Genomic DNA, 25311 nt, shown 5'->3' on the forward strand with positions numbered 1-25311 from the left:
AAAGTAAAAATAATAAGCGCTGGTTGAGGAGTGGCACGTTTCCTGATCTCTCTTGGAAAACGAAGGGAAATTTCTGAATCATCATCCTCTTACAGAAATCAAGCGGGCTGAATCATCAAAAGTGAGCTAGATCCTGAGAACTAAAGCTGCTCACCCTTCAGGTCATTTACCGGTTGTCTCTTTTCTCAGACAAAAGGCGTATTTTTAGTGAATGACCAATCCATTCTTTTTTTTCGTCCGCCCCAAAAAGATGTTGAGTTCTCTCCGAGCATTTCGTCCATGAACCGGAGAACCCTCTTCCGCCATCTTGGTGGAGCGGCAGCCGCAACATCCTTGGCTGCTCTTTTCCAGGCCTTTACTGAAGTAAAGGATGCAAAGATGTCAGGAGGGCCGCCCCTCCCGTTATGAGCGCTGAGGCCGCCATTCGCCCCTTCCATATCAACATTCCCGAAGGGGCCCTTGCTGACCTGCGCCGACGCGTGTTAGCTACACGCTGGCCTGACCCCGAGACGGTTACAGATCGATCTCAGGGTGCCCAGCTTGCGAAGATCCGGGAACTCGTCCGCTACTGGGGCACTGACTACAACTGGCGCAAGGTGGAAGCACGGCTCAATGCCCTGCCCCAATTTCTGACGAAGATCGACGGGCTCGACATTCACTTCCTGCACATTCGCTCTCCTCATCCCGGTGCCTTGCCATTGATCATTACTCATGGCTGGCCGGGTTCCATTCTTGAACTGCTGAAGGTCATTGGCCCGCTGACTGATCCTCCCGCTTATGGAGGGCGCGCTGAGGATGCCTTCGATCTGGTCATTCCCTCGATGCCGGGGTATGGCTTTTCGGGCAAGCCGCAGGGAACGGGCTGGAATCCTGACCGCATGGCGCGCGCCTGGCACGAACTGATGCAACGTCTGGGATACACGCGCTATGTGTCTCAGGGCGGCGATTGGGGCTCGGTCGTCTCAGACGTGCTGGCGCGTCAGGCTCCTCCGGGACTGCTGGGTATTCATGTGAATATGCCCGCCACCGTCCCACCGGAGATCGCGAAAGTCCTCAAGTGTGGCGATCCAGCGCCGTCCGGGCTTTCTGCAAAGGAGAAGGCCGCATTCGAACAACTGAATGCCCTCTACACGAGGGGTTCCGGCTATGCGGACATTATGGTGACACGTCCACAGACCCTGGGCTACAGTCTGGCGGATTCGCCAGTCGGGCTGGCGGCTTGGTTCTATGACAAGTTCGCGGACTGGACCTACAGCGGCGGTGAGCCCGAACGATCTCTCACTAAAGATGAGATGCTCGACGACATTACGCTCTACTGGCTCACCAACACCGGGACCTCGTCGGCGCGACTCTACTGGGAGAACAACGCGAACAATTTCAACGCGGTGAATATCTCCATTCCTGCTGCTGTGACGGTCTTTCCCGGCGAGATCTATCGTGCCCCGCGGAGCTGGGCTGAGCGTGCGTATCACAACCTCATCTACTTCAATGAGGTCAACAAGGGCGGCCACTTCGCAGCTTGGGAAGAGCCAGAGCTCTTTGCGACCGAGATCCGCGCAGCGTTCAGATCCCTGCGCTAATCATGTGCGGTGGGAATACTGGCACACGTTGCGCTTACCTCGACCCAGGCGTCGAAGGCTGATTGGCCGCCGGGAATGTTGGGCACGAGGTCGTTGGCGTGCAGGGGGACGATTGGCGCTCCGTTAGTGACGCGGTTGATACCGGACCAGCCGTCGCGCATCCAGACCGTGCCCGGTATGATGTCGGGGGTGACGTGGGCTCTGGCCTCAAATTGGCCGCGCTGGTTGCTGATAACGATGGCGGCTCCATTCTCGATCTGGCGTTTCCTGGCGTCCTCGGGATGTATCCATAGTTCGGGCCAGGGATTGGCGCGGGCCAGCGTGGGTAGGGCCTGCCCTTCGTCGAAGAAAGAGTGGAAGGCCGTGAGCGTGCGTCCCTGGCTGAAGCGCAGGGGATACTGCTCGCCCGCTGGCGCTGTGTATGTGGGCAAGGGCGCTAGCCCGGCCTGCCGCGCGCGCTCGCTCCAGAACTCGATTTTATGGGATGGGGTGTGGAACTTGTACTCCTGATAAGCGATGTGGGAGAGCCCGTTCTTCGGCCAGTAGCCTCCACGGCGGCGCATCTCCTCTACCGTCAGGGCCTGGCCGTCTGGCGTTTTCTGAGCGGCCAGCAGGGCGTTGACATACGCTTCTTCATCCTGCCAGGGGAAGAAGTTGGCGATGTCGAGCCTCTCGGCTAGCTGGCGCAGGATGGTGATCAGGGAGCGGCACTCGCCTTCGGGGATGAGGGCGCGCTCCATCAGGTAGATATGGGTGGCCGTTTGCTTCAACCCGATATCTTCCAGCCAGGCGGTGGCCGGCAGGACCAGGTCGGCGTAGCGCCGGGCGCTCTCGTTCATGAAGAGGTCATAGGAGACGATCAGCCGGGTTTTGTCCAGCCCGCGTGCGAGCTCGTTGCTATCGGCATAGGATGAGAGCATGTTGCTGCCGAGCAAGAGCAGTACATCCAGCTGGCCGTTGGTCAGGGCTTCGGTGATGCTTGGCATATGGCTGGGGATCGCGTCTGCCGCGGGCATTTTCTGGGTGATATCCGCCAGCACATTGGCGTAGCCGACGCTTTCGGGGGCGGCACCGTGGCGCTGCCCCATGCCGCCGCCGGCGATGCCCAGCTGTCCGGTAAGCGCTGGCAGGCAAGGGATGGCGCGGGCCGGCTCCCAGCCATGCTGGTGCTTAAAGATCGAGCTACCGCCCAGCACGATCACTGCGGGCGTCTGGGTGGCGTAGCGGCGTGCCAACTCTCGAATGCGTTCCGGCTCAATCCTCGTGATCGTGCTGGCCCACTCCGGCGTGTACTGCTGCAGATGGGCGGCGAACTGCTCAAAGCCGAGCGTATGCTCGTCGATGAAGGTCTGATCATGCAGCCCTTCTTGCACAATCACGTGTGCCAGCGCCAGGGCCAGCGCGGCATCGCTACCGGGAGGTAGCAGGATCACCTCGTCGGCGTGGCTTGAGGCCTCGGTTCGGCGCGTATCAATTTGGATAATGTGCGCGCCGCGCTTGCGGGCCGCCACCAGGTGCGGCGCGAGATCGGGCTGGCTGGCCAGGGTAGCACCCCACAACAGGATGGTACGCGAGTTGGCCGCCATGTCCTCCTTGGTATTGGTCTGTAGCGCCCCGGTCAGGCCCAATCCATAGCCGCCCATCGCCCAGCAGATAATCGCGCTCACCCACTGCTGATAGCCGCCCAGCATACCGAAGCGTGTAATCAACGTATTGCCAGTCGGGCCTGTCGTCCCGGTGCCGTGGCCGCGCCAGAGCCCCACCCGCTCGGGCTGTGTCTGCTGGATCGCTGCTACGATCTGCTCGTACGCCTCATCCCATGAGCACGGCTCCCAACGATTCTCACCACGCTCACCCACGCGGCGCAGCGGCCGCAGCAGTCGTTTCGGATTATCAAAAATCTCCGGCGTGGCCCGTCCCCGAATACACAGGAAACCGCGACTATCCGGATTTTGCGCATCGCCCTTGAGTGAGATCAGCTTATTATCCTCAACCTCAATCCTCATGCCACACTGAGTTGGCGTACAATTCATCGGACACATTGTCGTAATCTGGCGCTTACCAACCATCTGCTTGCCTCCATGCTAGCCTGAACGTATCAATAACCTTATTTCTCAAGCATACCAGATGAAACCCAGAATCTCCAGACACTCATATGTTGATGAGGATAGGATCATGAGCAGGTTGTCGTTTGACCCATAAGTTCCTTTTCCCCACTTCACAGGATTTCTATATAGCCTTCCGTGCCATTAACGCGGATTCTCTGTCCGTCATTGATCAGCCTGGTGGCATTTTCTACTCCGACAACAGCTGGTAAGCCATATTCACGTGCGATAACTGCTCCATGGGTCATCAGTCCACCAACTTCGGTGACCAGGCCTTTTATGGATACAAACAATGGTGTCCAGCTGGGGTCAGTAAATGAGGTGACTAATATATCTCCCTCTTCTAGATCGGCCTCTTCCATGTGTAAGATGACACGTGCTCGTCCCTCTATAACGCCGGAAGAAACAGGGAGACCTACAAGAGCTTCGGCAGGGAGATGTTCTCGTTTGTACTCACCTGCAATGATTTCCCCATCAGACGTGAGAACACGTGGGGGCGTGAGTTTTTCATAGAATGTGTACTCGTTCTTCCGTTTGCTGATGATCTGGTCATCCAGTTTCTTTGTGCGTACGACTTCACGAAGTTCATGAAAAGTAAGATAGTAGATATCTTCTTTTTTATGAAGAACGTTGGCTTGTACCAGTTGTTCGGCTTCTTTCAGTAAAGCCTGCTTATAAACGAAGTAGCGATTAATCATGCCATATTTTGGATATTCACGATACCCGATGAAATTCCGGATCAGACTGATCATGCGTTTTGTCTCTTTGGCTTTTTGTTCGCCATCCGGTAGTTGCCTCAATCGATCCAATAACTCTTGTTCTTTTTTCAATGCTTTCTGTCGCCCTTGCTCAAATCTCCGCTTGCTTTCACCGGGTTCAAAGTTTTTGATGTTACTGAGAATCAGGGGGACAAGAGCAGTTGGTTTTTCGCTCCAACGAGGTCTCGTTATATCGATTTCCCCGGCACAGCGCATTCCGTATTTGTTGAGATAAGCCTGGATGGTGTCCCGGCTTTCCTGTCCACCATTAAACTGGACCAGCTCATCCAGAAAGTTGTCATCTTTTGCATGCTGCAAGTACTCAATTACTTCTGGATAAGGGCGAATCACATCTGCAACATCCAACAGCGCCAAACCCATTTCCGAAGTGATATTGTTGGGTACAGATTGAGAAAGCGTGTCTGCCACGTTTTTTTCACCTAACCACTCCATCATTTTTTCATTGATCCATGATGAAGCATTCATAGCAGTCATAAACACGCCAAAACTTTGCGGATCAGATAAGCTCTTCTTTAATTGCTGAATGTCTTCCATAATAAAATCAATCAGATCCGATTCTGATTTCGTTTGGATGTTTTGTTTTAGTTCTTCTATCGATGTTTCACTACGCTTGATCAAACCAGAAACGATTGCCGGATCGTATTCGTTGAGTGTTTTATAATTCGCAAGCGACGAACCTTGATTGCTTTTACCGGGAATTTGTCCCTGCTTATCATCTGGTTGCGATTTGATAAAATCTCCCCGCCCTAAGATAGTCATGAGTGCGTCTTTTATAAGCGGATCTTTTCCCAGGACATCTACTATAATTGCTCTTCTGGCTGGTGAAGCTAGATCCTGTGTAATATCAACAAACAACCTTCCCCCAGCTGTAAACATGGGGCGTGCAGCCGTTAGCTGCCAGAAAGAGATTCCCAATGGTTTCATGGCGTCCGTCATCATTTGTTGATGACCGACAGATATATACACGTGATTTTCCTGGTCATTGGCATCGGGAATGGGATATAAAGTAGTGATAGGTCGGCTCTGGACAATAGAAAATGTATCATCAACCAGACACCATTCGATGTCCCGGGGGCAACCGAAATGTTCTTCGATCTTTCTACCTATGCGCTCAAGCTGCAAAATCTGCTCATCCGTCAGCGCTTGCCTATGCTGCCTCTCAGGCTCAATCTCCTGTTCTTTCGTACCGCCATCTTTTAAAGCATAGATAGCCAATTTTTTGGTTGCTATCTTCTTCTCGATAACCTTGCCGTCACGCACTTTATAGCTATCCGCATTCACCAGGCCGGAGACCAGGGCCTCACCAAGTCCGAAGCTTGCATCAATAGATACCACTTTTCTATTAGAAGTGACGGGATCGGCAGTGAACAAAATTCCTGCCGCCTGCGGGAAGACCATCTTCTGAACAACCACAGACAGGAGGACTTTCCGGTGGTCGAAGCCGTTTTGCAGGCGGTAAATTACTGCCCTCTCGGTAAAGAGCGATGCCCAGCACTTGCTGATATGCTTGAGGATTGCCTCCTTTCCGATAATGTTCAAATACGTATCCTGCTGGCCCGCAAAGGAAGCCGTCGGTAAATCCTCTGCAGTTGCGCTGGATCGTACTGCGTAGGCATTTTTTTCATCAAGCCTGGCGAGGTGGCGGGCGATCTCTTCACGAATGTCTTGAGGGATGGCTACCCCTTCGATGACCCTGCGAAGCTCACCGCTAAGTTCACTGATTTTATCCCGGTCTTCCACTTTTAGAAGCGCTAACTGATCAAGTAATTCGTTAATCGACGACGTTTCCCCAATGATTCTTTTAAAGGCTTCAGTGGAAATACAAAAGCCATCTGGTACGCGTATTCCTTCGATCCTGGAAAGTTCCCCCAGGTTCGCGCCTTTCCCCCCACAACCATGAGTTTTGTTCTGTCAATATCCTGAAAACCAAGCACAAATGAACTCATACGTTTCCCTCCTCTATATAGAACAGATTGCTCGCTTGCCGCCATCGCGGGTGCGCCAGAGTGGCATCGTTTCCGCTTGAGTATAGGGGAAAGAATGCCAAAAAAAATCGTCCAAAAAGGCAGTGTGCTAGTAGACAGGAGGTGATACAATAAGAATGGAAGAGAATGGCCAGCCTCATAGAATTCAAAAAGTGCCTACCCGGACGACAATCTGGGACATTCTCCAATATATTTCATTTCAAAATAAGCAAATGCATCGGGGCGCCACAATAACAACGAATTGTACGTGTACGAAAAAGCCACAAGAAAGACGATGCTCATAGGTTCGGGTCCATAGGTTCGGGTCTTGTACCCGATTGTCGCCCCGGTAGGGCGACCCGGTCTCCTCGCCGCTCGGTCCCTCGTGGCATTCACCTCTGCCCACGCGGTGCCCAAACGCATGGTCCGTGTTTGGGCACCGCGTGGGTCGAGGTGTCGGTGACGAGAGACCGGGCCCACTACCGGTGGGGCAATCGGGCGCTGAGGCCCGAACCTATGACATCTCTTTTCTTGTTGCATGGTTGCTCAAAGAAGGGGAGGGGGCTTTATTTTTTTGCTTTTCGAGCGTGAAGATCAAAAGCGGGAGCAAATCCTGCATGTACGATTCGTGTTTCTTGTTGTGCTCAATTGCTTGTCTGGTGGCTAAGTGAGGTGCGTGGGACCTTGCGACACACACAAGATCCCAATATCAGGGTGATCAAAGTTGTCTTTGCAACCTAAGGGCATCTGCGTTAACAGGGTCGTATTTTAATGCTTCGTCTAACATCTGGCGTGTTTTATGTTTTTCATGCAATTTGAGATATGTAGTTGCCATTGCGATATAAATGTCTACCTCACTTACATTCAGCTGGCGTGCCCGTTCTAATGCACTTAAGGCCATTTTCCACTCCTTGAGTTTCATATGGGCCTGGCCTAGATAATACCATGCTCGCCAGATGTTTGGATCGAGTTGCGTTGCCTGGCGCAACATGTTGATGGCCGCCGGTAGCTGTTTGGTTTCAGAATATACCTGTCCCAGGGCCATCAGCATTAAGGCATGATCGGGGTCGAGCTTCAAGCCATCCGTCAGAAATGCCTCGGCCTCCCGATAGGCGTGCCGTTCCAGCGCAATCAGCCCAAGCTGATGATAAATGGCCTCATCCTTTGGTGCCAGGACCAGGGCCTTTCTGAAGGCATTGATGGCTTGCGCAGACAGTTCTAGATCACGATAGCACAGGCCGAGTTGAAAGGCAGCCTCTGAAGCATCCTGTTTAACTTTCAATGCCTCCTCAAAGTATTCGGCAGCCATCGTCGTGTTCTGCTTAAAAAGCGACTGATCACTTTCTTTGAGCGATTCACCATATTGGCGATAGGCATATCCCAGGTAATAAAGCGCTGTGTAGCTGTTATCTCCCTGACTTTGCGCCAGCTTAAAGTAGGCGATAGCGCCAGAATGATTCTTGTCCTTGAGCAGTTGTAGACCTTCATCGTACACCGCTTGCTGACCACTCGTATGACTATTGGTTGTCACTGGACGGGCTCGTATAGTAGGCTGCGCTTGTGGAGATGATCCCGACTGCACTGGTCTGGCCTGAATAGGTGTTTGCCGTAGAGATGATCCCGACTGCACTGGTCTGGCCTGGATCGGTCTGGCCTGGATCGGAATTGAAGATCCGGGTACAAGAGGTTGCCCATCCTGTTTACAAAATTTTGCGCCGGGACGATTTCGGTAACCACACTGGTTGCATATAACGCCTGGATTGGCATCTTTGCTTATGGTTGTGACTGGATTTCTTACCGGGGCGTTTATCTGCGTTCCCTGATTGGGTCCGGCGGTGTAGTCTATGTTGATATCCTCTCTTAGATGTGCATCAAAGGTACCTGCAACGGGTATATCATAAGCCAGATCAGCCTGAATAATACGGGAGTGACCGGCAGAGGATGGGTTGACCATCAGCTCAAGCAGTACATAGTTCACCGTATCTTGTTGCCAGTTCCCCAGTGGGATTACTACCGGGTATTCCGACAGTGCTGCCGGATCAATATTCTGGATATTGGGCAGGGCCTTCACAGCCTTGCGAAACGTGATACCTGCGGGCGAACGCAAGGTCAGCACTGTGTTATGCACCACGGTTGCTATGTTGTTTTTTACCTGCTGATTGAAGAATTCTACCGCATCTTCAGGCGATTGGATACGTTGGGCAGGTGGACCGCCGCTTAGCTGGCTGATATCGTTTAACAGGCTCTCATCCCAATCTGACCCAACACCCAGCGTAATGATAGAGATGCCAGCCGCCGCTGCATCGCGTGCTAATTGGCGACAGCGATCAGCATCCTTGTGGGTGAGCCCATCGGTGATCAAGACCATGCGGCTGACCGCGTTGGGGATATTCCAGCGGTGCAGTTCGCCCAGTCCACGAATCATACCCGACGACATGCTTGAGCCACCCCATCCCGAATGGGATCAATGGCAGCTTTCATGCCCGGTTTGTCATTACAAGGCATCGAAGGGATAATTACTTGTGCCGTATCATCAAAATTAACTACAGAGATATAATCAGATGGTTCCAGGTAATCAACGATCTTTTTCGCGGCTTCCCTGATATTTCTTATTTTGGCTCCTCTCATTGTGCCGGAGCGGTCAATCACCACGGCTATGTTGAGAGGTGCCCGAATTCCTGCCAGGAATGCGGCTGGTTTGGCTTCCAATAAGACGTGTATAACCTGGCTACTACCAGTAGCTGGCAGCGACTCCTTTTCCAAAATATATGCCAGGCTAACTTCATTTGAAGCACGTGGATTATTGGGCGCAAGCTTTTTTGTGAAAAGCTTAGCCAGTTCCTCGGGGGCAGCCAGCCCTCCTGGCTGATACCAGAGGGCGGGCTGTGCGGGCATTTGCCAGGGATCGGGTCTATTCACCGCGTTAGCCGCTACCTGATGCAAAGGATCAGGTCTATTTGCCGGATTAGCCGTTATCGGGAGTGGTTTATTGCCCGGCTGCCCATTGTTCTGAAGCGCGACATTGGGAAAAAGGGGATATCCGCAATGTCTCCTTCGCTCTGATCAGGAGAATGCAGATGGGGCCGGGGCGCATTCGATGAATCGGCCAGCAGGTCTGTGGCCAGCATATTCAGGTCACGCAGGGACAAATAGGATTTGTTCGCCTGGTGCGGATTGCCGGTCGTGAGGACCTTTAGTAGCGCCTCCGTGAATATCGTATGGCTGCCGTCTTGTGAAATCAGTGAAGGAACCTTGGGTCCCGAGGAACACCACAGCGTAGTTCCTCTCTGGGGATATCCCGTTCCCTGGCTTGCCTCCTTGAAGGCGTCAACCGTCTGTTGGAAGGCCACCTGACCGGGCGCGGACTGAAATGAGTGGAAGGCGGCGGCAGCAAAACAGCAGTCTAGAATCAGAATGCGTCTCAGCCGTCGCGCTTTTTCTTTCAGGGTATCGGCTAACGACGCTATGCCTATACTGGAAGCTCGCGGGCTATCGCTGCGGGTGCGGCGGATCGCCAGGTAATATTCAGCTTGAAAGCCAACAAATCCCCATGACCAACATAGTAAACGAGCAGGTCTCTGGCCGCACTCCCTGAGCTTTTCAGTGCCTTTATCCTTTGATCAAGGAAGTCACCAATAGCGCTATCAATATCATCCGCGCTCTGGTCTACATCAAAGAGATCTAATAAATTCTCCGCTGAAAGCCCGAATTGGCGCGGGTTGAGCAAGTACTTTTTCAACTGGCTGGCCGAATTCGTGAATGCTTTTGAGCTTTGAAGTTCAGGAAAGCGTGGCCACTGGCTTGCTCCAAGCAGGATAACCAGGGTCGTTTGTGGAGATGGACTTATCTGTGGCATGCTATCTCCACCTCACTTTTTAGCGACCAGCAGTTCAGCTAATTTTAGCGCATCTTTACTGGTGAGGTTTGTGGCAACGATTTCACCGTCGGCTGTCTTGATAGTAATGCCGGTTTTCCGATGAAGGGTGAGCCAGTCCCTACTGCTTTGGCCGTCGCGAGTATGGCGGGTGTGCCCAGGATGAGCACCAATGTCGCCCCAAAATCTTGTGTGTGAGGATTATCCCGTCTGCGCTCTACCTCGATATCCGAGGAAGTATCGAGGAGAACGTCCCTTAATTCGCTGGCATAAATGTTTGCTTCTGCACCTGAGACGTTATCAAAATTGATGATGTACGTTTGCTGATCCAAATTATGCTCCTTTGCTATCCTGTCATCCGTTTCAGCTTTTCCTTGCTTTGCTTGCTCTCGACTTAACTGGATAAACGTACGGGAGTAGGGATTTTTACGTCAGGGGAGGATGGCCTTTGAGCAGACCCGTTTCACCAATAAGCCAGCGGCAAATGCCAAACCATCGCTCCTTCCATCAACTTGTTAGAGATGTGTTGTTGTGCTCCGACTTTTCTGTGACGAGTTTAGCATAAATATCGACCTTCTTACAAGTATCTTCCTACTTTATTTTCAGATGGTGCACCTGCCTCTAATCTTAGCGCCAGCCTCATAACATGCAAAAAAAGCGGCCCGCAGGCCGCACGAATGATGAGATGCGTTTTACATTGCTTTTCCGAGCAGGATGGGAAGGGCGAGGCCATGTTCCGCCCTCGTTTCCGTTTTTTCAAAGTTATCCGGTATCCATATAACTAGAGAAGTTATATAAATTGGAGGAGAAACTTTGAGCAAACAAAAAAAGCCTCGTCGCAAATCATTTAAACCGTTAAAGCAGTTAGGCCTGCCAGCACATAAATATTACCTACCGGGAGCGTATGCCTTCACGATTTGTACGCATCAACGCAAGGCTCTGTTCAACATTCCTGCGTTGCGTTCCATTTTATATGAAGAATGGGCAAAATTACCGCAACATTTTAATGGGATCGTACCTGGAACAATAATGGTGATGCATGATCATCTTCATTGTATGTTGATTCTTAAAGATGGATTTGTGCATACTAAGAGTGCTCGACAAATTATTGGTAGCTATAAGTCCATTGTAGCCCGGGCATGGATTAGTTACTTAGATGAGACAGGAGCCAACTATCCCGGTAAAATATGGCAATATCGCTCGTATGATCATGTTGTCATGAGCGAAGCGGATTTTAAAGCGCAGACAGCATATATCCTGAACAATCCCGCCGCCTACAAAGCCAAACAAAAAAAAACAATCCAAGCAGACAACAGAATAAAAAATATAAAATTTTGACGATCTCAAATGTACAAGCAACGGCGATGCGCATAGGTTCGGCCCTCAGCGGCCGATTGCCGCCCTCCGCAGAGCCGGCGGCCCGGTATCCAGCGATTGAGTACCTCGTCGTATAACCCCTACCTCCACGCGGTGCCCAAATGTATGGTCCGCGTTTGGGCACCGCGTGGGCCGAGGTCTCAGAAACAAGCAACGCGATGCGCATAGGTTCGGCCCTCAGCGGCCGATTGCCGCCCTCCGCAGAGCCGGCGGCCCGGTATCCCAGCGATTGAGTACCTCGTCGTATAACCCCTACCTCCACGCGGTGCCCAAATGTATGGTCCGCGTTTGGGCACCGCGTGGGCCGAGGTCTCAGAAACAAGCAACGGCGATGCTCATAGGTTCGGCCCTCAGCGGCCGATTGCCGCCCTCCGCAGAGCCGGCGGCCCGGTATCCCAGCGATTGAGTACCTCGTCGTATAACCCTACCTCCACGCGGTGCCCAAAAGCGGACCATGCGTTTGGGCACCGCGTGGGCCGAGGTCTCAGAAACAAGCAACGGCGTGATGAGGATACCGGGCCGCCCTACCGGGGCGGCAATCGGCCGCTGAGGGCCGAACCTATGAGAATCGTATTTCTTGGTGCTTTGTTCGACAAGAGACGTACATCTCTCAAGCCGAAAAGAAAAAGCGGCCCGCAGGCCGCTCAGACGATGAACTGGTTGTGGTCGTGGTTTTCTATTCGAGGTAGGGGTAGGCGGCGCTGGTCAGGAAGTCGGTGAACTGGGGTCGCAGACCAGTTTGTCCAGGATGGTTCCGGCGGTGACGAGGCGGCGGATGGCATACTGGTTGGCGCCGAGCGTGTTCTTGAGGGTCTGGGTCTCTTCGTCTAGCATTTGGCGGAACATGCCTCGGGTGACCTTGCGGCCGTCGTCGAGTACGCCGTCTGGATGGTGGACCCATTGCCAGAGTTGGGCGCGCGAGATCTCTACGGTAGCGGCGTCTTCCATCAGGTTGTTGATGGGCACGCAGCCGGAGCCGCGTAGCCAGGCTTCGAGGTAGCTCAGGCTGACGCTGATGTTGGTGCGCAACCCTTGCTCGGTGATGCGGCCATCGGGTATCTGGAGCAGGTTGGCGGCCGACACATAGACGTCTTCGCGCTTGCGCTCGATCTGGTTTGGACCACCCATGATGGCGTCGAATTCTTTGCGGGCGATATCGACCAGCCCGGGGTGCGCGACCCAGGTACCATCGTGACCATCGACGGCCTCGCGCCGCTTGTCCGCCTGGACGCGGGCCATGGCCTCCTCGTTGGCCTGCGCATCCCTTTTGTTGGGAATCTGGGCCGCCATGCCGCCGATCGCGTGCGCGTGTCGATGGTGGCAGGTCTTGATCGTCAGGAGCGAGTAGGCACGCATAAATGGTGTGCGCATCGTGATGCAGGCGCGATTCGGCAGGATAAAATCGGGTACCTGGCGGAACTTCTTGATGGCGCTAAAGATATAGTCCCAGCGTCCACAGTTCAGGCCAGCCGAATGTTCGCGCAGCTCATAGAGTATCTCATCCATCTCAAAGGCGGCCAGGATGGTCTCGATCAGCACGGTCGCTTTGATGGTGCCTTGCGGAATCCCTAGCTGCTCCTGGGCAAAGATAAAGATCTCGTTCCACAGGCGCGCCTCCATATGGCTTTCCAGTTTTGGTAGATAAAAGTATGGGCCGCTGCCGTTGGCCAGCAGCTGGTGGGCATTATGGTAAAAGTAGAGTCCAAAGTCAAAGATACTGGCCGAGATCGGTTTACCATCGATCAGTACATGTTTCTCGTTCAGATGCCAGCCGCGAGGGCGTACGAACAGGATCGCGGTCTCCTGATTCAATGTATAGTGCTTGCCAGTTTTGCCATCGCTATAGCTAATAGTACGTCGGATCGCGTCGTAGAGATTGATTTGCCCCTGAATGGTGCCATGCCAGGTCGGTGAGTGGGCATCTTCGAAATCCGCCATAAAGACCTGCGCGCCAGAATTTAGTCCGTTGATGACCATCTTGCGCTCAACCGGGCCGGTGATCTCGACCCGCCGATCCCAGAGCTCGCTGGGAACGGGGGCGATGATCCATTCACGGTTGCGAATATGCGCGGTCTCAGGAAGGAAATCTGGCTGCTTGCCAGCATCCAGCTCAGCCTGCCGCTGCACGCGTCGTTGGAGCAGGTCCTGGCGTTCAGGTTCGAAGGTTGAAGAGAGCAGCGCGATAAAATCCAGGGCGCCTGGTGTGAGTATGCCCTCATATGCTGCGGTCATAGTACCCTGGATCGTCACCGGAATATCCGATGCTGTCACACTTCGTCGTGCTGTCTGTACGCTTGCCTTTTCATCGATCATAGCCTGTGCATCCTTTCAGAAGTCCATCAATCTCTCTGTGTTTCCTGAACTATTGCTTGTTTAGAACTGTGCTTCCTCGGTTGAGCCTGCCATTGCGGTGGTTGAGGATTGGCCGGCCGCAATGACCTGTGTTACTTCATCGAAGTAGCCGGTGCCGACCTCGCGCTGGTGCTTGGTGGCGCTATAACCATATTGTTCCAGACCGAACTCTGCCTGCTGCAGGCTGGAGTAAGCGCTCATGCCCTGTTCAGCATATTCACGAGCCAGCTTGAACATGCTGTAATTGAGGGCGTGGAAGCCGGCCAGCGTAATAAACTGGAACTTGTAGCCCATCTTCCCGAGCTGCTGCTGGAAGGTACTGATGGTTGCTTCGTCCAGTTTCTGGCGCCAATTGAATGAAGGCGAGCAATTATAAGCCAGGAGCTTGCCGGGATAGCGCTCGTGAATGGTGTCTGCGAAGCGCTGTGCCTCCTGCAGATTTCGGAGGTCTCGCACCAGATCAGGTCGCAATAGGGGGCATATGCCAGCCCACGGGCAATGGCGGTGTCGAGTCCTGAGTGGATACGATAGAAGCCCTCGGGTGTGCGCTCACCGGTCAGGAAGGGTTGATCAGCGGGATCGATATCTGAAGTGATCAACTGTGCTGCGTTGGCATCAGTGCGGGCAATTAAAATGGTGGGGACATTCATGATGTCGGCGGCCAGCCGGGCGGCGCTCAGATGCTTTATGGCTGTCTGGGTCGGGATCAAGACCTTGCCGCCCATGTGGCCGCACTTTTTCTCGGAGGCCAGCTGGTCCTCAAAGTGTACGCCGGCTGCACCAGCCTCGATCATCGCCTTGGTCATTTCAAAGACGTTCAGCGGACCACCGAAACCAGCTTCGCCATCGGCAATGATCGGTGCAAACCAATCTATCTTGTCGCCGCGTCCCTCGCTGTGCTGAATCTGGTCGGCTCGCTGCAGCGCCTGGTTGATCTTGCGCACAACCATCGGCACGCTATTGGATGGATACAGGCTCTGATCGGGATACATCTGCCCCGCCTGGTTGGCGTCGGCTGCTACCTGCCAGCCACTTAAATAGATGGCCTGTAAACCAGCCTTTACCTGCTGGACCGCCTGGTTGCCAGTCAGCGCACCCAGGGCCGCCACATATGGTTCAGACTGCAATAAGGACCAAAGACGCTCGGCGCCACGGCGCGCCAGCGTGTACTCGATGTGTAATGAGCCGCGCAGGCGCAGCACATCCTCAGCGCCATAATTGCGCTTTACACCCTGCCAACGTTCATCTCTTTCCCACTCATTTGTTAAATTGTCTGCCTGATGACCGTTCATGTTGATCTCCTATTCTTTCTCGCAAATAGAAAAGTCTGCCTTAGAAAGCTTCGACTCTATTTACTGTGCCCTGAAGAAAGGATACCATTAAGAATTGCCGTAAATCTACACTTAAGCTTTCAATTTCGTGAAGTATTTGATAACCATTTGCTTATGTCAATCCCATTTTAACCCATCTTTACGCGCTAGTGATGTATGCGCAAAAATAGCTAGAAGGCGTATACGACGGGTTTCAGCTATGGAATTCTTGTGCAAAAGTGGCAATATGCAAGGCCATTTGAGTTGAAACTGGTGCATAATGGATCTTGACAGAGTTGAGAGACCATCTATATGCTATATAACAATACACTTATCGAAATCGGTCAGGAGGAAGCGACGATGCACCAGATGAATTTACATCGCCTGGCTACGTTCCAGGTGGTGGCCAAGCATTGCAGCTATAGTCGTGCCGCCGATGAACTGCACTTTAGCCAGCCAGCAGTCTCAGCGCAGATACGACAATTGGAGGATTCGTTAGGGGTTCGGCTCTTCGATAAAATCGGGCACAAGACCCATCTGACGCCCGCTGGTGAGGAGCTTTATCGCTATAGCGAGAAGATTTTTGAGCTGATCGATGAGACCATTGAGACGATGGATACGTTGCGCAATCCTCACTATGGCCATCTGCGCGTGGGCGCGGATACTACGGTGGGCACGTATGTGGTGCCGCGCGTGCTGGGCAAGTTCCGCCAGCTCTATCCCAATGTCGAGATAACGCTGGAAGTGGTGAATCGTGGCTACCTGCTTGATGACCTGAGCCAGAACCGCGTGGACATGGTCATCATGGGCAAAATTCCTACTGAGATGCCTGTCTTTGTGGCACCCTTTGCCCCCAATGAACTGGTCTTGATCGCGCCACCGACCCATCGCCTGGCTGGTTGTGTGCGCATCCCTTTGCCGAACTGGCGCGCGAACGCTTCCTGCTGCGTGAACCAGGCTCTGGCACCCGTACCTCGCTTGAACAGGCCTTCCAGAATGCTGGCTATCCGCTCCTGGTGAGCATGCAGATGGGAAACAACAGTGCTATCAAGCAAAGCGTCGCCGCTGGTCTCGGCATCGCCCTGATCTCGCGCGTCGCCATCGATATCGAGCTGGAAACCAACCGGCTTGTCATGCTTGATGCTGAGAGCTTCCCTATCATGCTACAATGGCGCCTTGTCCATCTCAAAGATAAAAATCTCTCAGCCACTGCGCGCGCCTTCAAACACTTCCTGCTCCAGAACAGCGAAATATAATCGAATATCTTCATTTTAGAGCATTACATATATTGGGGACAAGGTCCAGGCCTATGGGAAGCGCATCTCTAGTTGCTTTTTTCCTTGCTTGCATGGGCGTGTAGTGATGCTCTACAATATATGCTGTAAGAGATTGTATGGATTGGAGAGATTTATGGAGCATACGGGCCAGCATGAGGCGCGCCTGGCCAGGGCGCTGGTGGCATTGGAGGGATTGGCGGTCGGCGATGCATTCGGTGATCAGTTTTTTAAGCAGCGGGAACAGGCAGCTGAGCGCCTGGCGAATCGGACCCTGTTAGAGTCGCCGTGGCCCTATACGGATGATACGCAGATGGCGCTCTCGCTTGTCTCTATCCTGCGCCAGTATGGCTCTATTCAGCAGGATCAACTGGCGGCGAGCTTTGCGGAGCACTATGAAGGGTCCCGCGCTTACGGTCCTTCGATGCACTATTTGTTGCGTGCCATACGTGCCGGTAATCCCTGGCGCGAGGCGACGGCGCAACAATTTGCTGGCCAGGGCTCATTTGGCAACGGCGCAGCCATGCGTATCGCGCCCCTCGGAGCCTACTTTGCCGATGATCTGCAGGCCGTGATCGAGCAGGCCACTCTGGCGGCCGAGGTGACACATACCCATCCCGAAGCTATCGCTGGCAGCATCGCCGTTGCGCTGGCAACGGCCTATGCCTGGCAACTACGCCAATCCGGCCGCTTGCCAGAGCGCCCTGAATTTCTGGATCTGATCTTACCACACATCCCGACCAGCGAAGTGCGCCGCAAAATCCGCTGGGCCCGCGACTTCTCGGCGGACATCGCCCTGGATGCCGTGGTCAATCAACTCGGGAACGGCAGCAAAATCTCGTCCCAGGACACCGTACCCTTCGTACTCTGGTGCGCAGGCGAATCCCTGAATGACTACCAGGAGGCCCTCTGGCTCACCGCCAGCGCCCTCGGCGACGTGGACACAACCTGTGCCATGGTAGGTGGCATCGTCGCCACCTACACCGGCCCCACCGCCATCCCAACCGCCTGGCTCCAGGCCCGCGAACCCCTCCCTACCTGGCACCTGGCCCCCCGAAAAAGCAACAATAAAAGAGAATTGTACGTGCGGGGCTTGTCCCCGCTTAATCTTTTCCTGCATGAAAAAAGCAACAATAAAAGAGAATTGTACGTGCGGGGCTTGTCCCCGCTTAATCTTTTCCTGCATGAAAAAAGCAACAATAAAAGAGAATTGTACGTGCGGGGCTTGTCCCTGCTTAATCTTTTCTGCATGAAAAGAGGAAATAATAATTCTTTGCGCCAAATAAAATAGCTGCAAATCGATTTTATTGTTGCTTTTCGAGCGGAGGGGTTAAAAGCGGGTTCAAGCTCCGCACGTACAGATCGTTGTTCTTGTTGCGCTCATTTCATGGCCAATTTTTTAGAGGAAGGCGCCGGGTAGTTGTTGCACGTCAACCGAGGTACCCCATAACAGAGAGATAATTTGCTGTGCATGTTGCGTATCGCTGCTCGTCCAGAATTGCTCGCTACCACGTACCGGCTCTTTGTTTAACAATTCATGAGCCTCAAGTACGCGACGCAACTGAGATGCCACTGCTTCTCCTGTATCGATCAGCGTCACTTCTGGTCCGGCTATCTCTGAAATGAGTGGGCGTAGATGAGGATAATGCGTGGAGCCGAGAACGATGGTGTCGGCGCCCGCAGACAGTAGTGGCCTTACATAGCGCTCGACAAGGGCACGCGTTGGTGAACTTATGAGCTCGCCAGCCTCAATCTGCTCGACCAGCCCCGGAGCGGGTTGGATGATCACGTTGACATCTTGCCCGAAGCGTTCAAGCAGTGCCGCAAAGCGTGCGCTTTGAGAAGTCACAACCGTGACAAGTACACCAACAACACCCGTCTTAGTGGAGGCGACCGCCAATTTCAAAGCTGGCTCTACCGCGATAATCGGTACCGGAAAGGTTGAGCGGAGAAGATCCGCCGCCGCTGCTGTGGTTGTGTTGGATGCAATCACCAATGCCTTGGCGCCATGCTCGAGCAAGAAACGTGTAAGCGTGTGTGCACGCTGCTGGACATACTCCAGTGACTTATCGCCGTAGGGTGCATGCGCTGAGTCAGCTATATAGAGCAAACGCTCCTGGGGAAGTGCCTTGCGAATGGCTTGCAGTACGGTTAAACCACCCATTCCTGAGTCGAAAACGCCGATTGGCGCAGAAGTGTCCATAAATTCAATGTCCTCTACATACGAAGATTTTTATCTTAACTCTAATTTTATCATACCATCCCTTTCTTTCCCTTTAAGCAGACACATCTTCATGCGGGTCCGCTCCTGCACTCCTGCTATGCCTAAGCTAAATTCTGGAATAAAAAGTCAAGAAAGGCCAGCAAATTACGAACTGACTGGAATTTCAGCTTCCATTTGAGCCTTGAGGCTCATGAGCTGCTGCCGTATAGCATTCTCTCCACTTGTGACAAATGCGGGGAACCAGGGCCGTGGCTATTATTGATCCTATCTTTCCTGAACCAATCGATTGGGTATATGTCATGATGGTTTTTTCTTGCTGCGCCTGGAATGTCAGCAGATATTTTCTGAAAGATGAAGCTTCTCTCTGCGTGAATGCAAATAATGTGGGAGAAACGGATTTCGTGAAAGTCTCCGATAAACAAAAAGCAGACATGGATGAGGAAAAAGCCCAAAGAAACACGACATGTACGTGCGGGTCTTGCCCCATATCGTTGAGATACGAAGAATTTGAGCTCAAATATGGGATTGGAGCCTGCTCCTCCTTTTCCTTTCCTGTACGAAAAAGCGACAAGAAAGACGATGCACATAGGTTCGGGGGCTTGACCCCGATTGCCACCCCGGTAGGGTGGCCCGGTCTCTTCACCATACGGTTGCTTGTCTCTGAGACCTCGCGCCACGCGGTGCCCAAACACGGACCCACCTTTTGGCACCGCGTGGAGGTAGGGGTTATACGACGAGGTACTCAATCGCTGGGATACCGGGCCGCCGGCTCTGCGGAGGGCGGCAATCGGCCGCTGAGGGCCGAACCTATGAGCATCGCCGTTGCTTGTTTCTGAGACCTCGGCCCACGCGGTGCCCAAATGCGGACCATGCATTTGGGCACCACGTGGAGGTAAGGGTCATATGACGAGGTACTCAATCGCTGGGATACCGGGCCGCTCTGCGGAGGGCGGCAATCGGCCGCTGAGGGCCGAACCTATGTGTATCGCTGTTCTTGCTGCCTGGTTACTCAATAAAAGGTATGAGGGCTCCCCAGCGGTACTTGCGCAATTCAAAAAGGAAGTTTTCACCAGGTTGGCTCAGGAGGCGCGGCCACAGGGTATTTATGAAACTCTGGGTTTCCGCCACATCTTAGCTGAGAAAAAGCTATGAGCATCCACAACACCCATCCCCGTCGCGTATGTGCGTGGTCACGCTCGATCTGCATTATATTACCCAGGAAATTCTCAGAAGAGAATTTCCTGGGTAATATAATAAAAAAATTCATGGGTGCCGAAGGCGCGAAAGAGGGAATAACTTATTTGCTGGCAGCTTCCATGGCCTGGTTGGTATAGGCCAGCAACTTGCCCTCGGCCGGATCGATGGCCAGGAGGTCCTGGAGCGACTTTTCCTGGATGACCGCGAAATCCTCTCTGAATTCCGCTGGATCGCCCACCAGCTCTGCTTTGAGGGCGACTAGCTTTGTTGCCAGCGGGCGCACGCGCTCATCGCTGGGAGCAAGGCCTTGCTCTAGATCGGCCCGCAACTGTGTGCGCAATTGTTCCCACTCCTCCAGGATTTGCGTTACCCGTTCGTATCCCAGCTGGCTTTGTCGGTTACTCAAATAGTCGAGTTGCTCCTGGGTATAGTATTGCGTGGGATTATACTCTTCCAACGGTTCAGACATGTTTGTTTCCTTTCGTAGCGGCTACTCAGGTGACGCGGCGCTGATCGCTGATCACGATCAGGCAGCCGTTCCTGGTGCTTATTAGGAGGGGTCTCCTCGGGATGATAAGTTATATTCAGTCAGGACTTTGATTTGTCCTGTCATTCATCTAAGATACCTTGAAACATGGTGAAGTTCAAGTGCTGATGTACAATCTATGCAAGTGATGCGTGCAACGGAATTTTTGTCTGGCTTTCCTCTTGACAAATGACCCTTGGTCAGTACATAATTGACCCAGGGTCATTAATTATGACGATTGGACACCTGGATGGAGGGATAAGTGATGGAGAAGCCGAGTATTAGAAGACGTGCGGTGCATGATGGACAGAAGGAGGAGCGTCGCCAGGCTATCCTGGCTACTGCCTGGCAATTGTTCCAGACAACATCCTATGAGGATGTGACGATTGCAGGGGTGGCGGAGGCGGCCGGACTGGCCAAGGGCACCATTTTTCTATATTTCAAGACGAAAGAGGCGCTCTTCCTGGCGTTGCTGGAGCAGCAACTGGCATCCTGGTTTGCCGCCGTCGATGCTGGATTGGTCGCGTTGCAGGATCAGGAGCCTATTCCGCAGATCAGCGCGCTGCTGTGCGAGCAGCTTGAGTCTCGTCCTGGTCTGACGCGGCTGCTGGCCATCTTGCACACGATTTTGGAGCGCAACATTAATCTCGATGAGGCGCTACGCTTCAAGTATATGCTCAAAGAGCATTTTGAGCATACCGGAGCCTTGCTGGAGCAGCGTCTGCCGTTTCTTCATACCGGCCAGGGGGCGCAGGTCTTGTTGCAGTGTGATGCCATGGTTATCGGTTTCTGGCATCTGGCTGATCCCGCTCCCATTGTGCAGCAGGCCCTGCAACAACCTGACCTGCGTTTGTTCGAAGTTCGTTTTGCGGCCGAGTTATCCACCGCCATGCGAGCCTTGTTATATGGACTAGAAAAAGTTGCGCAGCCTCCTCGCTAGCTGGCGCGCAGCTTATAGTATCGCTGCTTAACAGTTTTAAAGCGTTTCGATAGATAAATACAGGAAAAATTTGAGCATCATTAGTTAATCTGAAAGGGAAATACATGAAATACTTTGTCACCGGGGCCACCGGTTTCGTGGGTAGCCATGTTGTACGCCAGCTTGTGGCAGCGGGCCATGAGGTGGTCGCGGTCGTGCGTAATCCTGCGAAGGCCCAGGAATTGGACAGGCTCGGGGTTGCCATTTTCCAGGGGATGTGACCGACAAGGAGAGTATGCGCGAGCCTATGCGCGGTACGGACGGTGTCTTCCATATCGCGGGCTGGTACAAAATTGGCGTCAAGGACAAAAGCGCGGGCGAAAAAATCAATATCCAGGGCACTCGCAATGTGCTGGAGCTGATGCAGGAGCTTGGCATTAAGAAGGGCGTCTATACCAGTACGCTGGCCGTCAACTCTGATACCCATGGACAAGAGGTCGATGAAAGCTACCACTTTACCGGACGACCCCTGAGTGAGTATGATCGCACCAAGTGGGTGGCCCACTATGAAGTTGCCGATCCTATGATTGCCGCTGGCTTGCCGCTCACCATTGTGATGCCGGGCGTCATCTATGGTCCGGAAGATACCAGCAGTGTGCGCACAACCTTTATCCAGTACCTGCAACGTAAATTGCCGCTCATCCCGGCTGGTACGACCTTTTCCTGGGCGCATGTGGAAGATATCGCCCGTGGCCATATTCTGGCCATGGAGCAGGGCAAGGTCGGCGAGAGCTATATTATCGCCGGGCCAACCCATTCGCTGGTCGATGCCATGCACATGGCCCAGATCATCACTGGCGTGCCTGCCCCCCGTACCGTTGTCTCGCCCGGCATCATGAAAGCGCTGGCCGCCGTCATGGGTGTGGTTGAAAAGATTGTGCCTGTGCCCGATGATTACAGCTCTGAATACCTGCGCGTCAATGCCGGTGTCACCTATATCGGCACGAACGCCAAAGCCAGGCGCGACCTTGGTTACGAGCCACGCCCCCTCAAAGAAGGGCTGACCCAGACGCTCCAGTATGAAATGCAATTATTGGGGATGAAATAAAACTGCCAGCTAGCAGTTCCGGCGTCGCCGCTAGATTGGCTATCGACGGACATATATATTATGATAGGTTTATGCTGAACAATTTCGTTGCGCCCCCGCGCCATATGACCGAGGAAAGAGGGGCGCGACGTTGGATAAAGGAAGGTAGCAACCATGTCCTCTGAGACCTATCACTGCTGGTATCCGGTACAGATCCGTTTTCGCGATTTAGATCCCCTGGCCCATGTGAATAATACCGTCTATTTTGTCTATCTGGAAGAGGCGCGCAGCTTTTATTTTGATCAGTTGCAGTCGTGGCGGCATGCGGATGAGACGCCGGTGCAGGAAGAGTCAGACGAACAGCACAATCCCCGCATCAAGACCGGGCCGCGCGGCTATCACTACGGCATGCTGGTCAAGGAGAATACCTGCACCTATTTGTTGCCCCTGGTGCGCACGGATCGTGCGGAGGTGGGCGTGAAGGTCGTGAAGATTGGACGGACCAGCTTTGTGATGGAGCATGAGATCCGTGATAGCACTGATCACAGTCGCATCTTTGCCACTGGCCGCTCGGTGCTGGTCTGGTGTAATTATCATACCGGCCGCCCACACCCCATCCCACCCGCGCTCCGCCAGGCCTTTGAGCAACTCGAGGGACTCTCCTCCACTACTAATAATCCCTAAACAAACCTTTTGTGTATCAATAGACCTGTGCGTAGGCTCTCTCGGTCTGCGCCAGGGTTGCCAGTTTGGCCTCGGTATCTGGCGTGCATGATGTGAAGATGGCCAGCTTGAAGGTTGGAGCATCCTGATCAACCAGGGTTGTGCCGGAGAGCAGCAGGCTTCCAACGCGTGGATGGTTGAGCTCCTTCTGATGATGCGGATCACAGGTCCACTGTATGTCGTGTTGCGCCCACCAGCGGCGAAATTCGGGGCTGGCCTGCTTCAGGTCGCTGATCAATTGCTCACACCAGGGCTCTCCGGCATGTTGATCGCTGACCGCGCGAAAGGACATGATGGCTCGCTGGGCTGCGGTTTCCCATTGCACCATGAGCTTATGTTGCTCAGGATGGGTGAAAATCTGCCAGACGATATTGCGGTCCCGGCCCGACTGTTGGCTGAAGTCTCCGAAGACGCGGGCAGCACTGGCATTCCAGGCCACTATATTCAAATGCGCGTCCAGCAGATAGGCCGGACTATTTCCGAGCGCATCCAGAACCATCTGGATGCTATGGGGTGGCTGGTCGGTCTCTGCCGGGACCGGCATCACGTCGCGCGCCAGGATATAGAGGTGGCGGCGCTCCGCTTCATCCAGTTGTAGGACCCGGCTCAGGCTTTCGAGTACCTGGTCTGAGACCGTGATTGCCCGGCCCTGCTCAAGCCAGGTATACCAGGAGACGCCGATACCTGCCAATTGCGCGACCTCATCGCGCCTCAGTCCAGGCGTGCGCCTGCGGCCAACTATGGGTAGCCCCAACTGCTCGGGACGCAGACGAGCACGCCGGGTCTTTAGAAAATCGGCGAGTTGTGCCCGCCTCTTCGTCTCGTCTATCATAAGTTGCTTCTTCTTTCTGGCGCAATGGTGCCGCTAAACTGTTACTTCTACACCTATGATAACCACACTCCTGGTTCCAATCATCCTTCGATTATACAATTCTACCGTACAAGATCCGGGTAGGAAGCGATCCGTTGCCAGCGTGCCTGCCGCGCGTTTTTGGCCTTAAGCTAATCCTGATATTAAGGATCGATTGGTTTGTTTCTAGTTTATTCTAATACTGGAAGGGAATATATATCATGTCGAAAGTCTGGTTGATTACTGGTAGTTCACGTGGCTTTGGGCGCAGTCTTGCTGAGGCTGTGCTGGTTTCGATGCCTCTTCGATCCAGGCCGAGCAGGCCGCAAACCATCAGGCGCTGCTCGACACTCTCCGAATGAAACTGTAAGGAAAGGAACGAACCTCATGACCCAGCAATCCACGCAGAATAATGTCGTTACACTGATCAATGTCTTCACTGTTGAGCCCGCAAATCAGCAACGGTTGGTTGAGTTACTCACCCGTGCAACGGAAGTCTCCGTGCGCTACGTGCCTGGCTTTGTTGCGGCGCGTCTCCATCGAAGTATCGACGGGACAAAAGTCACGATGTATGCTCAGTGGCGTAGCGCTGAAGATTATCAAGCTATGCGCCAGGACCCCGCTCCTCTTCCGTATCTTCAGGAGGCGCTAACTATAGCTACGTTCGAGCCAGGTATGTATGAAGTTGTCCAGACGTTCACACCGTCCGGAGCACAGGCTTAACAACGAAAGCAGCGGAAAACAGGGATAGTATGCGGCCTCCCCGGCGCCGGGGAGGCCGCATACTATCCCTGTTTGATATTTAGTTTAGTTTATATATTTTTCTACTTTATTGACGAGATCCATCATTTCAAATGGTTTAGCAATAAAATCATCGGCCCCACTGCTTCTGGCTAGTTTTTGTGTATCTTTATTGGCTGAACATAAAATAATGGGGATATGCTTTGTGCTATGCTGGCTTTTCAAATACTGGCAAATGACTGCCCCATCCATACCAGACATCCAGATATCCAGCAGGAGTAGGTCGGGTAGATCCTCTTTCATGTCCTGGACCGTTTGCCCATCTCTTGTGGTCAGTACCTCATAGCCTGCATCTTCGAGTATCATTTGCATTGCTTCTAAAATACCTGTATCATCGTCTGCGATTAAAACTCTCTTCTTCATCGTTTA

General features: G+C 53.3%; 18 protein-coding genes and 5 pseudogenes. 11 read left to right on the forward strand and 12 right to left on the reverse strand.

Going from position 1 to position 25311, the window contains the following annotated elements:
• The first annotated feature begins 404 nt into the window (after positions 1–404).
• Positions 405–1580 (forward strand): epoxide hydrolase family protein, encoded by a 1176-nt coding sequence (locus EL645_RS23875; RefSeq protein WP_126552874.1) that lies wholly within the window; start codon positions 405–407, stop codon positions 1578–1580.
• Here EL645_RS23875 and EL645_RS23880 read toward each other — a convergent pair.
• The 6 genes and pseudogenes from EL645_RS23880 to EL645_RS23905 form a co-directional block, all read right to left on the reverse strand.
• Positions 1577–3649, reverse strand: a complete 2073-nt coding sequence (locus EL645_RS23880) for a molybdopterin-containing oxidoreductase family protein (protein WP_126552876.1) — start codon at positions 3647–3649, stop codon at positions 1577–1579. The two genes, EL645_RS23875 and EL645_RS23880, sit on opposite strands and share 4 nt — an antisense overlap.
• Before the next feature lie 149 nt (positions 3650–3798).
• Positions 3799–6410, reverse strand: a pseudogene (gene ppsA, locus EL645_RS23885) (phosphoenolpyruvate synthase).
• A gap of 736 nt (positions 6411–7146) precedes the next feature.
• The gene (locus EL645_RS44475) at positions 7147–8865 is read right to left on the reverse strand and encodes a tetratricopeptide repeat protein (RefSeq protein ID WP_126552878.1); all 1719 of its coding nucleotides are present in this window, start codon (positions 8863–8865) and stop codon (positions 7147–7149) included.
• A complete protein-coding gene (locus EL645_RS44480; RefSeq protein ID WP_136625274.1) occupies positions 8850–9347 on the reverse strand; it encodes a VWA domain-containing protein in 498 nt (165 codons plus the stop codon). Before EL645_RS44480 ends, EL645_RS44475 begins: the two co-directional genes overlap by 16 nt.
• A gap of 550 nt (positions 9348–9897) precedes the next feature.
• Entirely contained in the window at positions 9898–10284 is a 387-nt protein-coding gene (locus EL645_RS23900; protein WP_126552882.1) for a hypothetical protein, read from the reverse strand.
• Positions 10285–10328: 44 nt separating this feature from the next.
• Positions 10329–10634, reverse strand: a complete 306-nt coding sequence (locus EL645_RS23905; RefSeq protein WP_126552884.1) for a hypothetical protein — start codon at positions 10632–10634, stop codon at positions 10329–10331.
• Positions 10635–11115: 481 nt separating this feature from the next.
• Here EL645_RS23905 and EL645_RS23910 point away from each other — a divergent pair, with 481 nt between their 5' ends.
• Positions 11116–11640, forward strand: a complete 525-nt coding sequence (locus EL645_RS23910; RefSeq protein WP_161977639.1) for a transposase — start codon at positions 11116–11118, stop codon at positions 11638–11640.
• A 715-nt stretch (positions 11641–12355) separates the two neighbouring features.
• Here EL645_RS23910 and aceB read toward each other — a convergent pair.
• Positions 12356–13911, reverse strand: a pseudogene (gene aceB / locus EL645_RS23915) (malate synthase A).
• Positions 13912–14052: 141 nt separating this feature from the next.
• Positions 14053–15323: pseudogene (gene aceA, locus EL645_RS45690) on the reverse strand (isocitrate lyase).
• Between the two features lie 387 nt (positions 15324–15710).
• On the opposite strand from aceA, the pseudogene EL645_RS23925 reads away from it, so the two are divergent.
• Positions 15711–16597, forward strand: a pseudogene (locus EL645_RS23925) (LysR substrate-binding domain-containing protein).
• A gap of 154 nt (positions 16598–16751) precedes the next feature.
• Complete coding sequence (locus tag EL645_RS23935; RefSeq protein WP_126552892.1) at positions 16752–17906, forward strand: ADP-ribosylglycohydrolase family protein; 1155 nt, start codon at positions 16752–16754, stop codon at positions 17904–17906.
• Between the two features lie 108 nt (positions 17907–18014).
• Here EL645_RS23935 and murI read toward each other — a convergent pair whose 3' ends face one another.
• Positions 18015–18818, reverse strand: a complete 804-nt coding sequence (gene murI / locus EL645_RS23940; protein ID WP_126552894.1) for a glutamate racemase — start codon at positions 18816–18818, stop codon at positions 18015–18017.
• A 269-nt stretch (positions 18819–19087) separates the two neighbouring features.
• Between murI and EL645_RS38910 the strand changes: the two genes are divergently transcribed.
• Both EL645_RS38910 and EL645_RS23950 read left to right on the forward strand, forming a co-directional pair.
• Positions 19088–19675: a hypothetical protein gene (locus EL645_RS38910; RefSeq protein ID WP_136625275.1), complete on the forward strand. Its 588-nt coding sequence runs from the start codon at positions 19088–19090 to the stop codon at positions 19673–19675.
• 67 nt (positions 19676–19742) lie between these two features.
• Complete coding sequence (locus EL645_RS23950; RefSeq protein ID WP_126552898.1) at positions 19743–19991, forward strand: hypothetical protein; 249 nt, start codon at positions 19743–19745, stop codon at positions 19989–19991.
• A 145-nt stretch (positions 19992–20136) separates the two neighbouring features.
• Here EL645_RS23950 and EL645_RS23955 read toward each other — a convergent pair whose 3' ends face one another.
• The gene (locus EL645_RS23955) at positions 20137–20505 is read right to left on the reverse strand and encodes a TipAS antibiotic-recognition domain-containing protein (protein WP_126552900.1); all 369 of its coding nucleotides are present in this window, start codon (positions 20503–20505) and stop codon (positions 20137–20139) included.
• A 322-nt stretch (positions 20506–20827) separates the two neighbouring features.
• Between EL645_RS23955 and EL645_RS23960 the strand changes: the two genes are divergently transcribed.
• The 3 genes and pseudogenes from EL645_RS23960 to EL645_RS23970 all read left to right on the forward strand — a co-directional run bounded on the left by EL645_RS23960 (position 20828) and on the right by EL645_RS23970 (position 23252).
• Positions 20828–21502 carry a TetR/AcrR family transcriptional regulator gene (locus EL645_RS23960; protein ID WP_126552902.1) on the forward strand — a complete coding sequence of 225 codons (675 nt, stop codon included), beginning with the start codon at positions 20828–20830 and terminating at the stop codon, positions 21500–21502.
• A gap of 164 nt (positions 21503–21666) precedes the next feature.
• Positions 21667–22586 (forward strand): annotated as a pseudogene (locus EL645_RS23965) (hypothetical protein); the annotation flags it as partial.
• A 156-nt stretch (positions 22587–22742) separates the two neighbouring features.
• Positions 22743–23252: an acyl-CoA thioesterase gene (locus EL645_RS23970; protein ID WP_126552904.1), complete on the forward strand. Its 510-nt coding sequence runs from the start codon at positions 22743–22745 to the stop codon at positions 23250–23252.
• A 16-nt stretch (positions 23253–23268) separates the two neighbouring features.
• Here the strand turns inward: EL645_RS23970 and EL645_RS23975 are convergent, their stop codons facing one another.
• Complete coding sequence (locus EL645_RS23975) at positions 23269–24123, reverse strand: helix-turn-helix transcriptional regulator (protein ID WP_126552906.1); 855 nt, start codon at positions 24121–24123, stop codon at positions 23269–23271.
• Between the two features lie 239 nt (positions 24124–24362).
• Here EL645_RS23975 and EL645_RS40065 point away from each other — a divergent pair, with 239 nt between their 5' ends.
• Positions 24363–24503 (forward strand): hypothetical protein, encoded by a 141-nt coding sequence (locus EL645_RS40065; RefSeq protein ID WP_170207709.1) that lies wholly within the window; start codon positions 24363–24365, stop codon positions 24501–24503.
• 25 nt (positions 24504–24528) lie between these two features.
• Positions 24529–24864 carry an antibiotic biosynthesis monooxygenase family protein gene (locus EL645_RS23980; RefSeq protein ID WP_126552908.1) on the forward strand — a complete coding sequence of 112 codons (336 nt, stop codon included), beginning with the start codon at positions 24529–24531 and terminating at the stop codon, positions 24862–24864.
• An 84-nt stretch (positions 24865–24948) separates the two neighbouring features.
• On the opposite strand, the gene EL645_RS23985 is transcribed toward EL645_RS23980, so the two are convergent.
• Positions 24949–25305 (reverse strand): response regulator, encoded by a 357-nt coding sequence (locus EL645_RS23985; RefSeq protein WP_126552910.1) that lies wholly within the window; start codon positions 25303–25305, stop codon positions 24949–24951.
• Between the last annotated feature and the right edge of the window lie 6 nt (positions 25306–25311).

The sequence above is a fragment of the Dictyobacter kobayashii genome (genome assembly GCF_003967555.1).
In the GTDB taxonomy this organism is placed as follows: domain Bacteria; phylum Chloroflexota; class Ktedonobacteria; order Ktedonobacterales; family Ktedonobacteraceae; genus Dictyobacter; species Dictyobacter kobayashii.

Coding starts and splice junctions, on each gene's coding strand:
- EL645_RS23875 (WP_126552874.1), top strand. CDS start 405: ATGAGCGCTGAGGCCGCCATTCGCCCCTTCCATATCAACATTCCCGAA.
- EL645_RS23880 (WP_126552876.1), bottom strand. CDS start 3,649: ATGGTTGGTAAGCGCCAGATTACGACAATGTGTCCGATGAATTGTACG.
- EL645_RS44475 (WP_126552878.1), bottom strand. CDS start 8,865: ATGTCGTCGGGTATGATTCGTGGACTGGGCGAACTGCACCGCTGGAAT.
- EL645_RS23900 (WP_126552882.1), bottom strand. CDS start 10,284: ATGCCACAGATAAGTCCATCTCCACAAACGACCCTGGTTATCCTGCTT.
- EL645_RS23935 (WP_126552892.1), top strand. CDS start 16,752: ATGGAGCATACGGGCCAGCATGAGGCGCGCCTGGCCAGGGCGCTGGTG.
- murI (WP_126552894.1), bottom strand. CDS start 18,818: ATGGACACTTCTGCGCCAATCGGCGTTTTCGACTCAGGAATGGGTGGT.
- EL645_RS23950 (WP_126552898.1), top strand. CDS start 19,743: ATGACGAGGTACTCAATCGCTGGGATACCGGGCCGCTCTGCGGAGGGC.
- EL645_RS23955 (WP_126552900.1), bottom strand. CDS start 20,505: ATGTCTGAACCGTTGGAAGAGTATAATCCCACGCAATACTATACCCAG.
- EL645_RS23960 (WP_126552902.1), top strand. CDS start 20,828: ATGGAGAAGCCGAGTATTAGAAGACGTGCGGTGCATGATGGACAGAAG.
- EL645_RS23970 (WP_126552904.1), top strand. CDS start 22,743: ATGTCCTCTGAGACCTATCACTGCTGGTATCCGGTACAGATCCGTTTT.
- EL645_RS23975 (WP_126552906.1), bottom strand. CDS start 24,123: ATGATAGACGAGACGAAGAGGCGGGCACAACTCGCCGATTTTCTAAAG.
- EL645_RS40065 (WP_170207709.1), top strand. CDS start 24,363: ATGTCGAAAGTCTGGTTGATTACTGGTAGTTCACGTGGCTTTGGGCGC.
- EL645_RS23980 (WP_126552908.1), top strand. CDS start 24,529: ATGACCCAGCAATCCACGCAGAATAATGTCGTTACACTGATCAATGTC.
- EL645_RS23985 (WP_126552910.1), bottom strand. CDS start 25,305: ATGAAGAAGAGAGTTTTAATCGCAGACGATGATACAGGTATTTTAGAA.